This is a genomic window from Sulfurimonas sp. C5 (genome assembly GCF_029872055.1).
Lineage (GTDB): Bacteria > Campylobacterota > Campylobacteria > Campylobacterales > Sulfurimonadaceae > Sulfurimonas.
The window spans coordinates 108,010-119,995 of the sequence record NZ_JARXNQ010000002.1 but is presented as its reverse complement, the minus strand read 5'-3'; the positions used below and the strand labels follow the sequence as shown (position 1 = coordinate 119,995).

Sequence of the window (11,986 nt, the reverse complement as noted above, 5' to 3'; positions counted from 1 at the left end):
AGTTAGAATTCAAATACCTCTTTAATGCGAGTATCTGCTTTTAAATTATAAAATCTGTAGTTCTCACCAACTTTTACTTTAGCAATCAGATTCCATACACCAACTTTAGGAAATTGTGCACCCTCGAATGTATATACGCCATCTTCAACCGTAAAACTTTTAAGTTCTTGGTTAAACTTTGCCGTTTCCGGTCTACTGATATCCACTAAAAGCTCCGCATCATTTACTGCATTGCCCTCTTTATCAGTCACTTTGTACTTAATTTGCGGGTTATCCCCACCTATACCTTCTGTAAGATATGCAACATTGTATTTTTTATCAAATGCAATACGTGCATAAATCAGTTCATTTGCTCTTGCATCAGCATCTTGATACTTACTTAAATATGCATTACTCTCTTGAATATCTGCTTTACTTGTAACCATAATAGTTGCAACACACATTCCAAATACTAATGTGATTGAGCCGCCAACTATATAAGGCCATATTTTACCGCTACTCTTTTGACTCATTTTTCAGCCTTCTAAGTTCTATCTTTTTTCTAATGTATAGAACTATACCATATAAAACAAAACCGTAGAAAAACAACTTCACCCAAAATAATGCTTCTTGATTCGCATCACCCGGATCGTTTTCAAGTGTGATACCTTTTGAAGCAGCCACTTGATGCGCAATATCTAAATAACCGTTATACATAGAAGCGGCATATTTTCCTACTATTTGCTCATTTTTTGCTTTACCTGCTAAAAGAGGTAAAATCGAACCTCCGTACTCAGTTCTCAGTTGATTAAAATGCTCCCAACTATCTGCATACATCATAGCAATAATATATGCTTGAACAATTGACGTGGTAGGACTCAAAACTTGTCCTCTATTAAAATATTTATATAAAGCCGGATCGTTTACTTGTATATCTACTTGTGTATCCATCTCAGAAAAAACTAAAAGAATAGTCGGTTCTTTAAAAGTAGCTAGTAATTCTTGTTCATACTTATACATATCTTGACCATCTGGGAGCTCTTTAAGCATCAAAAGTCGTAAAGCGACTCCTGTTTTAGCATATAATTCACTTCCTAAGAGTTCAATATCTTTTGTAAAAGGTTCTCTGTGAACAACTTCATCTTTATATAAATATTCTGCAATTAATTGTGATTGAAAAAAAATAATGAGGATGAGGGCGTAAAGCCCTCTGTGTAGTTTACTCAAAGAAACTTCCTACCCAATATATAAGTGGTTAGGAGTTACAACAGCGTAAAGTGTATAAATAGCCATTACTACAAGGCTCCAAGAAATAACTTTTTCCATCTCTCTCCCCCTTCTTATTTTTTCACTGAAACTGAAACGATATGGTCTTCAGCTTTTGATGTAGTGTGACCTTCACCAAAACCGATTCCTGAACCGATTGAAGTTTCATTTTTTACTTCGTAGAAGTTTTCTGCGTTTGCATTTTGTACACCTAAACCAGCAATAGTTAAACCAACTAAAATGCTTAGTAGTAGTACAGTTGCTATTAACATACCTGTTACACCGTCAAGGGCGAAAACACTTCTATTTTCATTCATGTTATTCTCCTTCTAAATCATCAGTATCAGGTAATCCTGCACTAATGTAAGCAGCTGCAGCTTCTCTTTGTTTTTGGTTAAGTCTTGCAAAAGATGGCATTGCACCAATAGCACCTTTTTTACCATGTGCTAATACGTTTTCAACTAATGTAGTATCGAAAGCAGCAATGTTTGGACCCATATATTCAACACCTTTACCGTCTGCACCGTGACACATTGCACAAGTACCAGCAAAGATATCAGCACCTTCACCTGTCATACCATTAGCAACATAAGCTGCAACAGTATCAATTTCTGCATCTGTAAGAGCAGCATTAGTATTAGCATTAAACAGACCGTTACGATCAGGCATCATTGAACCTTCACCAAGAATTCCGTAAGCAGAACCGTTATTGATTACATGTTTTACGTTTTCAGCACTAATTCTTTCATGAAGATTAGCAGCTTTTCCGTTTAAACCTTTACCATCTGCACCGTGACATACTTTACACTCTGCAATAAACACAGACTCACCCATTTTAATGAGTTCGTTCCCTTTAATGTCTGCATATTTTTTAGAGAATTTAGCATCGTGTGCTTTTGCATCTTCATTATATTCACCGATTTGAGAATATGCATTTACCGGATATAAAACCGTAAAGTATGCCATACCCCAAATGATAAGAGCCATAAACATAATAGCCCATCCCATTGGAACTGGGTTTTTATATTCACCGATATCATCCCAATTTTCTTCTGCCAATTCACCAGTTGCAGTATCAGTTTGCATTTGGCGAACATACTTAATAACTACAAATACTGTAATTATTACAAGCGCAACCGCACCTGCAGCAGCAAGCATATTGACGATATCACCATTTAATCCACCCTTAGAACCACCAACAGATAAGTATGTTAGTGCAAGCATAAGAGCAGCAAAGATAATTCCCCCAAGCGTTAGCTTATTCATATATCTCTCCTATTTATCTTCTTTTTCAGATACAGACTTCACCGGAGTGTCTACTATATCATCTTTAAGTGCCATATTACTGTAGTCTTCATAATCAACACCCGACTCATCTTTTTTATTTTTATATAGATGGTAAATATAAGCATATAAACCTACTGTCAAAAACACTGTAAAGAAAAAGTAAGCATAACCTTGAATTTCAGTAATATTCACACTCAACCCTTTATTTTAAACTATTTAAATATGCAATTAAAGCAACGATTTCTGGAATATTACCAGCTTCTACTGCTGCTTTAACTTTTGGATCTTTCATATCCGCTGCAATAACTTTTGCTTCTTCTAAAGCCATAGCTCTAGCATCTGCTAAATCTTTACCCATAGCTACTGTTACAGTACCACCGTCTTTTGTAGGAACTGCTTTGTTATATGGAACTGAGAAAACTTTAGAAACTGTAACTTGTTCAGCATATGCAGTATCGATATTTGCTAAATTGTCAAACATCCAAGGGTATCCAGGCATAATTGAACCAGGAACAACCGATACAGGATCTTTCATATGATGCTCATGCCAGTCAGTAGTTCTATAGTTACCAACACGCATTAAGTCTGGACCAGTTCTTTTAGAACCCCAAAGGAATGGTCTATCATACGCATATTCACCGCTTAAAGAGTAGTGACCGTAACGGTCAGTTTCAGCTTTAAATGGACGAATTAATTGAGAGTGACAAGCATTACAGCTGTTTTTAATATAAACATGACGACCAGCTAATTCAAGAGTTGAATAAGGAGCTGTACCAACAAGTGGACGAGATGCCTGAGTAAAACTTGGAACAATCTCGATTAAACCAGCGAAAGCAATAACAACAAATACACCTACCGCGAATAAGAACGGGTGTTTTTCTAACCAATGAAACATAATATAATCCTCCCTCTCTTAAGCGCCCATAGGCGATGCATTTTTAAGCTCAGCCTCTTCAACAGGACGAGCAGACATTGTTTTGTAGATGTTATAAGCAAACATAACAAAACCGATTAAGTATAATGTACCACCAACAGCACGGATAGTATAGTATGGGTGTAATACAGTAACTGTATCGATGAATGAGTAAGCTAAGTTACCGAACTCATCGTGAGCACGCCACATCATCCCTTGAGTAATACCTGCAATCCACATTGAAGTGAAGTATAAAACAACACCTAAAGTTTGGATCCAGAATTGTGTAGCCATTAACTTTTTAGAATAGATTTCACGTTTGAATACACGTGGAGCCATATGGAAAAGTGAAGCCATAATCATGAATCCAACCCATCCAAGAACACCGTCGTGAACGTGACCGATAATCCAGTCTGTAAAGTGAGCGATAGCATTAACAGATTTAATAGCTTGGATTGGACCTTCTAATGTAGAGAACATATAGAATGTTGAACCAAGAACCATGAACTTAATTAATGGAGACGCTGCAACTTGTTGCCACTCACCCTTCATTGTAAGAAGCATATTGATTGCTGAACCCCAAGATGGCAAGATAAGGATTACAGAGAAAATTGAACCCATTGTTTGCATCCAGTCAGGAACTGTTGAATATAATAAGTGGTGACCACCAGCCCATAGATAAACGAACATTAATCCCCAGAAAGAAAGTAAAGAAAGTTTATAAGAATAAACTGCTTGACCAGATTCTTTTGGTAGGAAGTAATAGATCATTGCAACGATAGGTACTGTAAAACCAAATGCAACCGCATTGTGACCGAACCACCATTGTACTAACGCATCATTTGTACCAGCATACATTGATACAGAGTGATACCAATCACCGATACCACCAGAAATAAAGTAAGTTGGAACTTCCATGTTGTTGAACAGGTAAAGCATAGCGATACCTAAGAACATAGCAATATAGTACCAAACTGAAATGTATAAACTCTTCTCACGGCGAATACCGATAAGACCGAAAATACTGATACCAGAAAGTACCCATACAACAACAACAGCGATATCGATAGGCCATTCAAATTCAGCATACTCTTTTGAAGTAGTAACACCAGCTAATAATGAAACAACAACTGCTACAACAACTAAAAGATAAATGTAAAAGTGAAGTTTACCAATAGCCATTAAAAATTTTGATTCTGCCATTGATACTTTTAGTACACGTTGACCAACATAATACCAAGTAGCCCAAATACCACTTAATGTAAACCCGTAAATAACTGCATCTGTATGCAGTGGACGAAGACGACTAAAGTTAGTAAATTCAGCTAACCCACTTCCTAAAATAGTGTTAACACCAGGAAAAGCAAGTTCAAATGCTAAAATTACACCGATGAGCATCCCTACAAATCCTAAAAGAACTGTAGTAAGCATAAACATCTTTGCAACCGTATAGTCGTACTCTAATGGACGATTCTCCATATATAGCCTCCTTAAGATTCAAAGCAATTAAGTTTAACTTTACTTTAAAAAGCAAAATTAAGCCAATTAACACTGTATATTAACAATACAAATGTTTAAAATTTCTTAAAGTTAATATATTTGTAACAATTTATTAACTTTTTGTTTACTTTGTAATTTTTAGAAACACTTAAGGTATAATTAATTTTTAAGGATTAGATAAGTTTTATTAATAAAACTTATCTTTTGATGAGAGAGAGGAATTCAGAGAAGATGTATCTGCTTTCTTTTGGACCAGGGCTAGACTCCGGGTGATGTTGTACAGAGAAGATTGGTTCGTCTTTATATTTTAGACCTTCAATCGTACCGTCAAAAAGGTTTGTATGTGTTACTTCTGCAATTTCAGTAATATTGTCTGGAACATTATAGTTGTGATTTTGTGCAGTAATCTCTACAAATCCTGTTTTTAAGTTTTTAACCGGATGGTTTCCACCATGGTGACCAAATTTTAACTTAAACGTGTCGTACCCGTGTGAGATTGAAAGAAGCTGATGCCCTAAACAGATACCAAACATTGGAACCTTAGCAGCAATCAGTTTTTTAATCTGCTCTTGCTCTTTTTTAAGCACTAACGGATCACCAGGACCATTTGATAAAAATACACCATCAATGAGTTTGTTGTTATATTTCTCAATTAAATCTTCAGCAACAAAATCGTTTGGAATTACTTCTACACCGATTCCTGCAGAAACTATCTCGTTCAAAATATTTCTTTTAACACCAAAGTCAATTACAACTATTTTAGCTTGCTGCTCCGGAGCTTCATCATATTCAAATCCAGTCGTTGAATATGTACTTTGCGTATGTGCATAAGCTTCTTTTGTACTTACTTGTTCAATATAGTTTACATCTTCAATACGAGGAGAGTTTTCAAGAACTTTTTTTAACTCCTCTTTATCAGAAATCTCTGTAGATGCAATCATCATCATTGCACCCTCTTTTCTTAACATCTTTGTTAGAAATCTTGTATCGATATCGCAAATACCCATTACATTATACTTTTCTAAAAAGTTAGCTAAAGAATCTTCTGCACGAAAATTAGAATATCTAGGCTGATATTTACGAACGATCATACCTTTAGAGTGTGCTTTTAAACTTTCCATATCTTGATTATTGACACCAACATTTCCAATTTCAGGCATTGTAAATGTAACAAATTGACCAGCATATGAAGGATCTGACATTACCTCTTGATATCCTGTTAATGAAGTATTAAAAACTATTTCACCAACTTCTGTTTTTGAAGCACCGAAACTTTTTGCTTCAAGGTACGTACCGTTCTCAAGGTATATATATACTTTTTTTAACTCTGCCATTTTTACTCCATACCTCTTTTTAATAATTCTTCTTTGTAAAGTTTTTCATATAAAATTTCAAACTCATCCGTCCCAGGGATAAATTTACGTTTGTATGAACGAATTTTATCCATTACTGCATCTTGAATTTCAGATGTATTTGCAATAAATGATGTAATAGAGTTATATATAATATTCTTTACACGATTTTCCGATACATCAAAATTAATAAGATCTTCTTCATAAAGCTCATCTAAAATTTTGTGTGAAATATCTGAGAATCTTTCATCATAATCCAAAATAACACCAAATTCTGGAGCAAGCTTTTTCTTGATCATGAAAAAAAGTTGACGCTCATCAGCTAACATAAATTCGATCTCTTCTTCGTTAGCATCGATCATCTCATTTACTTTTTCTTCAAGTGCCATCTCTTGCTTAACACTCTTTTCAAATATTTTTTGAGCTTCATTTGCTACAGCTTCAAGCCCTTTAGTCATTGTAACAACACCACTTCTATTTAAATCGATTGCTATTTTATTAGAGATGTGAGGAATAGTTTTGAGTGATATTTTCATATGATGACCTACTTATTGTAATAAATTTAGCAATTTTACAATAAGTTAGGTAAAATTTTGATTATTTGGATAAAAGTTGTGTTAATTCTGAAGCTTTTTTTGCATCCATTTTACTTAATATCTTTCCAATGATTTGTGGTTTTAAAGATTGTAAAATATTTGCAGCTTCCTGTGCATCCATATCTGTTAAGACACTTGCCGCAGAAGCAGCTTTCATTTTTGCAAATGTTTGCGAGACTTTATCTTGTTTAATAGATTTTAATTCTTCAAGAGCTTTTTCATTTTTCTCTAACATTTTCTTTGTATTTTCTTCTCTTGTTTTAATCTCGCTTAGCTTGTTATTAATCTCTTCTTCTTGTTGATTGAGTTTTGTTTCTTTCTCTTTGAGGAGTGCTTCTGTTGCAGTTTTTAAAGATTGGAGTGCCTGCTTTTGTTCATCTATTCTTTCAAGTTCAACAAGCAATTCACTTTTTCTTTGTTTAAAAATCTCCGTACATTCAAAAAGTTTATCACTTGTCTCTAAAGCGTACGATAATTCAAAACATACTAATAAAACTAATAAAAATTTCACTATGCAGACCTTTCTTTTACGCCAAACGTGAGCAGTGCTATCTCATCTAACTCTTTAGCTTCTTTAATTTTCTCTTTTTTCTTGATTGCTTCAATCTCTTGTAACTGTAGATATTGATATTTTTCATATTCTATCATATCACGTTTAAGTTGCTCTTTTGCCAATTCAACTTCCCCTCTTGCAAAAGCAACCCACTCTTCATTGTGTTTGATTAAAGAGCGTTGCGAATCAAGTAATGCACGATTGGAAATAAAATCTGCGATGATTCCGTTTTGCGGAGCTTGTATATGTGAAATTTCTTCGATGGATTTTTCAAGTGCCTCTTGGGCATTGTGTAATGAAGCATTTTTAGCCTGAAGAAGACGCTCACTCTTTTGCATAATGTTTTTCTTAACACTAACCAAAGAGCTGTATCGCGTCTTCATTTTCAAGCCTTTTATAAAATTATTGTATCGTCTCTTTCAGGTGATGTTGATATTATACCAACTTTTGTTTTTGTTACCTCTTCGATAACTTTTACATATTCTTGAGCTGAAGCCGGTAAATCTTCAAATTTTCTTGCACCAACAGAGTTTGTCCAACCTGTAAATGTTTTATAAATCGGTGTTACATTTTCAAGATCAACAGGTACATAATCAATCTCTTCGCCGTTATATTCATAAGCTACACACACTTTAACTTCATCAAAACCGTCTAATACGTCTAACTTCATTAAAGCTAATTCATCACAACCGTTTAAACGTGAAGCGTATCTTGTTGCAACTGCATCGAACCAACCACAACGTCTTGCACGTCCTGTAGTTGTACCGAACTCGTGTCCTTGTTTACCAAGTCTTGCACCGTCTTCACCAAGATCCTCAGTTGGGAATGGTCCGTTACCAACACGTGTACAATATGCTTTTACTATCCCTGTTACTTTACCGATATCTTTTGGATTAATTCCAAGACCAGTACATGCACCTGCACTTACAGTTGAACTTGAAGTTACATACGGATATGTTCCATGATCGATATCAAGCATAGTCCCTTGAGCACCCTCTAAAAGTACTTTTTTATTCTCTTGATCAAGAGCTTTCCAGATCATTTGTGTCGTATCAGTAATAAATGGAGCCAGTTTTTCTTCAAAACCTTTTAACTCAGCTAAAAGTTCTTCTTTCGCCGGAGCCTCTATGTCCATAACATCAAAAATAGGTTTGTTTTGCTCGAAATAGTCTAAAATTTTTGCACATAATGCTTCAGGGTTTAAAAGCTCACCAACACGGTGTCCAACGCGGTTAATTTTGTCAGAGTAAGATGGCCCGATCCCCTTACCAGTAGTACCGATAGCTTTATCACCTTTAAGACGCTCTTTCGCTTGGTCGATTAAAGCATGGTATGAAAGATTTAAATGTGCTTTATCTGAGATAAACAGACGGCCTTCTAAACCTTCAAATTGCTCCATCTCTTTAATAATAGATTCCGGTGAAAGAACTACACCGTTACCAACAACATTGATAGCTTTTGGATTTAGTACACCTGAAGGGATTAAGTGAAGTGCATATTTAACACCGTCAACCCAAATAGTATGACCTGCATTATGCCCACCTTGGCTTCTACATACCATATCGTATTCAAGGGCAAGTTTATCTACTATCTTCCCTTTTCCTTCATCACCCCACTGTATTCCAACAATTACATCAGCTTTCATTATTTCCCTTTACTTAATTCTTCACATAGAGTATCTGTATAGATTGCAAAACCTACAGATGTCAGATCATCACTTTTATATTTTCCACCGCGAGCATATACTTCGTTATTCACAATTGCTCTAAAAAAGAGTTCATCGTAATAAAGCATTTTTGCGTAATAAAGTGGAGCAAGTACTACTTTCGTGTACTTAATCTCTTTACAAAGTGCTTTCATCTTCTCAAGCTCAACTTTGATTGCATCAGGTACAATCGTTAAAAGCTCGTCAATCTGTTCTGGATATTGTAAATACACAAGTTTACTTAACCACTCTACTTTTAAAGATAAAAATTTGTCTATATTAATATGTCTGAAATCATCAATAGTTAATTCATCAAACATAGATGCAATCAGTTTTGCAATTTTTATATTTGAAATTTGTACAAGCGGTTGTACTTCGAGTTTTTCAAAAATATCCGTCGCTATGTTTAAAACAGATGCTAAATTCGTCTCACCCATATACTCGACACCAACTTGATATTGTTCGATTGTCGGGTATTTAAACACAGGCTGGATATAGAACCATTTTTTCTCATCCGTATTGCTTCCAAGTCTTTTTTCAATGATACGTACAACATCGATAGTCGAGTCAGCTCTAAGTGAAAGCGCATTATTTTTTTCATCATTTAAACGGATCAGCTCTTTCTCATCAGCAATAGACTGATGCTGATGGTATGAAAATACAGGAGTTACAATCTCCTCATACCCATTAGCATCAAGGATATCGCTTGCTACTTTTTCAATGTGACGTTTTACTTTAGCAGATTTACCAAAATAAAGTTTTGAACCGTTTGGTATTTCATGTTCAAGTATCATTTATATAAAACCTTTTTTTCTTGTTTAGAAGCCGTTATTAAAACTATTTACCTAAGTTAAATGTTACTTCGTTAAAAATTTTGTTTGCCGTTCCATCATATTTACGACGACCTAGTTTATCTAGTGCAAGCTCTACAGCATTAACAACCCAACTCATCTCATAGTCATTGATAAGACCCATTTGATTGATTCTGAAGATTTTTCCTTTAAGGTGATCCTGACCACCCGCAACATTTACTTGCATCTCTTCTTTTAAGATTTTTCTGATCTCGTTTGCATTTTCATCATCAATCGTAGTCATAGACTTCGCTGGTGATTTTGGATATACATGTAGACCAAGTGCTTCCATCGCAGCTTTTACAGCCTCAGCACGTACAGTTGTTTTTGTATACAATACTTCAATTCCGCCTTCTGCTTCAATAGTCTCTAAGATCTCTAAAAGACCAATGATTAAAGTTGTCGCAGCAGTATAAGCTGTCGTGTTTTCACGTTGCTTTTTGATCTCGCTAGCAAGGTTTAGGTAGTACCCTTTTCCTTTTCCAATCTTTTCGATTGCAGCGTTTGAAAGACCGACAATAGCAAGTCCTGGAGGAAGCATTAACGCTTTTTGACTTCCTGCTAAAATAGCATCGATATTTGTTACGTCTATCGGCTCAACACCAACTGCAGTAATACCGTCAGCAATAATCATGATGTTAGGATTTACAGCTTTTACTGCAGCAGCCAATTCTTCAACAGGATGTCTTAAACCGCCTGCAGATTCACTGATTTGTACAGCGATTGCATCGATGTCTGGATTTTGTTTAATTGCTTCAACAACAGCATCAACACTTACTGGTGTATCCCACTCGTTTTTGATCTCAACTTGTTTCAATCCGTGCGCAACTGCAATTTTTCCAAAACGCTCACCGAATTTCCCAGAGTTCACATTAAGTAAAGTGTTGTGACAAAGGTTAATAACAGCAGCTTCCATCACACCTGTTCCGCTTGATGAAATCATTACAACTTCATCAGTTTTAAACAGTTTAAACAGATGCTTTCTTGTTTTTTCAAAGATTGCTTCAAATTCAGGTGTACGGTGATGGATAGTCTCTTGAGCCATCGCATTTCTAACATTTTGTGGTACTGGAGTCGGTCCAGGTGTAAAAAGTAACATGTATTTTCCTACTTTAGATGAATGTTTAAAAATAAAACCTCGAATTATATCTAAATAAGTTTAAAATTATAATTAGAAAAAAGTTTTTGTACCTTTGATGTGCTAGAATTACATCCATGGATATTTTACAATCAATCATTATGGGTATTATCGAAGGGTTTACGGAGTTTTTACCAATCTCTTCAACAGGACATCTTATCGTTGCGAGTGATCTTTTAGGGATTGATCAAACAAGTGTAACAAAAGCGTATGAGGTTATTATTCAGTTTGCCGCAATTTTGGCAGTTGTTCTTAACTATAAAGAGAAATTTACGATTAAAAAAATCGATCTCTGGACAAAAGTCTTTTTAGCATTTATCCCTATCGGTGCAGTGGGCTTTATTTTCTCTCATCAAATCAAAGAGCTTTTTAGTGTAAATGTCGTAGCTACAATGTTCATTATAGGTGGGATTATTTTCTTAGTAGTTGAGAAATTCTATATTCCCAAAGAGACACACTTGATAGATGATGTTGAACAGGTACCTCTTAAAAAAGCAATGTGGATAGGGATTGCACAAGTATTTGCTCTGATTCCAGGGACAAGCCGTGCAGGTTCTACGATCATAGGTGCATTACTTGTAGGACTTAGCCGTAAAGCTTCAGCAGAGTTCAGCTTTTTACTTGCATTTCCTGTTATGAGTGCCGTAACTTTTTACGATCTGCTCAAACACTACCACGAATTTTCATCTGCAAATCTGGAAGTTTTAGCTGTTGGATTTGTTGTTTCGTTCCTTGTAGCATATCTGACAATAAAACTCTTTTTAAAGTTTTTAGAACGTTTTACTTTCGTAGCATTTGGAGTTTACAGAATTATATTCGGGGTAATTCTACTACTTTGGAACTAAA

Annotated in this window: 15 protein-coding genes; 1 reads left to right on the top strand and 14 read right to left on the bottom strand. The window is 35.2% G+C overall.

The window, feature by feature from the left end; genetic code table 11:
- Positions 1–2: 2 nt before the first annotated feature.
- From P6N22_RS04890 to P6N22_RS04825, 14 genes are all read right to left on the bottom strand, one after another.
- Complete coding sequence (locus P6N22_RS04890; protein WP_280330719.1) at positions 3–512, bottom strand: FixH family protein; 510 nt, start codon at positions 510–512, stop codon at positions 3–5.
- Entirely contained in the window at positions 496–1,206 is a 711-nt protein-coding gene (locus P6N22_RS04885; RefSeq protein WP_280330717.1) for a 3-dehydroquinate dehydratase, read from the bottom strand. The genes P6N22_RS04890 and P6N22_RS04885 overlap by 17 nt, the downstream gene beginning before the upstream one ends.
- A 113-nt stretch (positions 1,207–1,319) precedes the next feature.
- Positions 1,320–1,562, bottom strand: a complete 243-nt coding sequence (locus P6N22_RS04880; protein ID WP_280330715.1) for a DUF4006 family protein — start codon at positions 1,560–1,562, stop codon at positions 1,320–1,322.
- 1 nt (position 1,563) lies between these two features.
- Positions 1,564–2,511 (bottom strand): c-type cytochrome, encoded by a 948-nt coding sequence (locus P6N22_RS04875; RefSeq protein ID WP_280330713.1) that lies wholly within the window; start codon positions 2,509–2,511, stop codon positions 1,564–1,566.
- Between the two features lie 9 nt (positions 2,512–2,520).
- Positions 2,521–2,724 (bottom strand): cytochrome c oxidase, cbb3-type, CcoQ subunit, encoded by a 204-nt coding sequence (locus tag P6N22_RS04870; RefSeq protein ID WP_280330712.1) that lies wholly within the window; start codon positions 2,722–2,724, stop codon positions 2,521–2,523.
- 10 nt (positions 2,725–2,734) lie between these two features.
- Positions 2,735–3,427, bottom strand: a complete 693-nt coding sequence (gene ccoO, locus P6N22_RS04865; RefSeq protein ID WP_280330710.1) for a cytochrome-c oxidase, cbb3-type subunit II — start codon at positions 3,425–3,427, stop codon at positions 2,735–2,737.
- Positions 3,428–3,445: 18 nt separating this feature from the next.
- Entirely contained in the window at positions 3,446–4,924 is a 1,479-nt protein-coding gene (gene ccoN, locus P6N22_RS04860) for a cytochrome-c oxidase, cbb3-type subunit I (RefSeq protein ID WP_280330708.1), read from the bottom strand.
- A 218-nt stretch (positions 4,925–5,142) separates the two neighbouring features.
- The gene (gene carA / locus P6N22_RS04855) at positions 5,143–6,279 is read right to left on the bottom strand and encodes a glutamine-hydrolyzing carbamoyl-phosphate synthase small subunit (RefSeq protein ID WP_280330707.1); all 1,137 of its coding nucleotides are present in this window, start codon (positions 6,277–6,279) and stop codon (positions 5,143–5,145) included.
- A 2-nt stretch (positions 6,280–6,281) separates the two neighbouring features.
- On the bottom strand, positions 6,282–6,833 hold the full coding sequence (locus tag P6N22_RS04850) for a DUF507 family protein (protein WP_280330705.1): 552 nt from the start codon (positions 6,831–6,833) through the stop codon (positions 6,282–6,284).
- Positions 6,834–6,894: 61 nt separating this feature from the next.
- Complete coding sequence (locus tag P6N22_RS04845) at positions 6,895–7,404, bottom strand: PDP protein (protein WP_280330703.1); 510 nt, start codon at positions 7,402–7,404, stop codon at positions 6,895–6,897.
- Entirely contained in the window at positions 7,404–7,784 is a 381-nt protein-coding gene (locus P6N22_RS04840) for a flagellar export protein FliJ (RefSeq protein ID WP_280330701.1), read from the bottom strand. The genes P6N22_RS04845 and P6N22_RS04840 overlap by 1 nt, the downstream gene beginning before the upstream one ends.
- 56 nt (positions 7,785–7,840) lie before the next feature.
- Positions 7,841–9,094: an adenylosuccinate synthase gene (locus P6N22_RS04835; RefSeq protein WP_280331126.1), complete on the bottom strand. Its 1,254-nt coding sequence runs from the start codon at positions 9,092–9,094 to the stop codon at positions 7,841–7,843.
- Complete coding sequence (locus tag P6N22_RS04830) at positions 9,091–9,945, bottom strand: ATP phosphoribosyltransferase regulatory subunit (protein ID WP_280330700.1); 855 nt, start codon at positions 9,943–9,945, stop codon at positions 9,091–9,093. Before P6N22_RS04830 ends, P6N22_RS04835 begins: the two co-directional genes overlap by 4 nt.
- Before the next feature lie 43 nt (positions 9,946–9,988).
- Positions 9,989–11,101: an alanine--glyoxylate aminotransferase family protein gene (locus P6N22_RS04825; RefSeq protein WP_280330698.1), complete on the bottom strand. Its 1,113-nt coding sequence runs from the start codon at positions 11,099–11,101 to the stop codon at positions 9,989–9,991.
- 116 nt (positions 11,102–11,217) lie between these two features.
- Between P6N22_RS04825 and P6N22_RS04820 the strand changes: the two genes are divergently transcribed.
- Positions 11,218–11,985 carry an undecaprenyl-diphosphate phosphatase gene (locus P6N22_RS04820; protein ID WP_280330696.1) on the top strand — a complete coding sequence of 256 codons (768 nt, stop codon included), beginning with the start codon at positions 11,218–11,220 and terminating at the stop codon, positions 11,983–11,985.
- The last annotated feature ends 1 nt before the right edge of the window (position 11,986 follow it).

Excerpts from the sequence above, each read along its gene's own strand:
- P6N22_RS04890 (WP_280330719.1), bottom strand. The coding sequence starts at position 512 with ATGAGTCAAAAGAGTAGCGGTAAAATATGGCCTTATATAGTTGGCGGC.
- P6N22_RS04880 (WP_280330715.1), bottom strand. The coding sequence starts at position 1,562 with ATGAATGAAAATAGAAGTGTTTTCGCCCTTGACGGTGTAACAGGTATG.
- P6N22_RS04875 (WP_280330713.1), bottom strand. The coding sequence starts at position 2,511 with ATGAATAAGCTAACGCTTGGGGGAATTATCTTTGCTGCTCTTATGCTT.
- ccoO (WP_280330710.1), bottom strand. The coding sequence starts at position 3,427 with ATGTTTCATTGGTTAGAAAAACACCCGTTCTTATTCGCGGTAGGTGTA.
- ccoN (WP_280330708.1), bottom strand. The coding sequence starts at position 4,924 with ATGGAGAATCGTCCATTAGAGTACGACTATACGGTTGCAAAGATGTTT.
- carA (WP_280330707.1), bottom strand. The coding sequence starts at position 6,279 with ATGGCAGAGTTAAAAAAAGTATATATATACCTTGAGAACGGTACGTAC.
- P6N22_RS04850 (WP_280330705.1), bottom strand. The coding sequence starts at position 6,833 with ATGAAAATATCACTCAAAACTATTCCTCACATCTCTAATAAAATAGCA.
- P6N22_RS04840 (WP_280330701.1), bottom strand. The coding sequence starts at position 7,784 with ATGCAAAAGAGTGAGCGTCTTCTTCAGGCTAAAAATGCTTCATTACAC.
- P6N22_RS04830 (WP_280330700.1), bottom strand. The coding sequence starts at position 9,945 with ATGATACTTGAACATGAAATACCAAACGGTTCAAAACTTTATTTTGGT.
- P6N22_RS04825 (WP_280330698.1), bottom strand. The coding sequence starts at position 11,101 with ATGTTACTTTTTACACCTGGACCGACTCCAGTACCACAAAATGTTAGA.
- P6N22_RS04820 (WP_280330696.1), top strand. The coding sequence starts at position 11,218 with ATGGATATTTTACAATCAATCATTATGGGTATTATCGAAGGGTTTACG.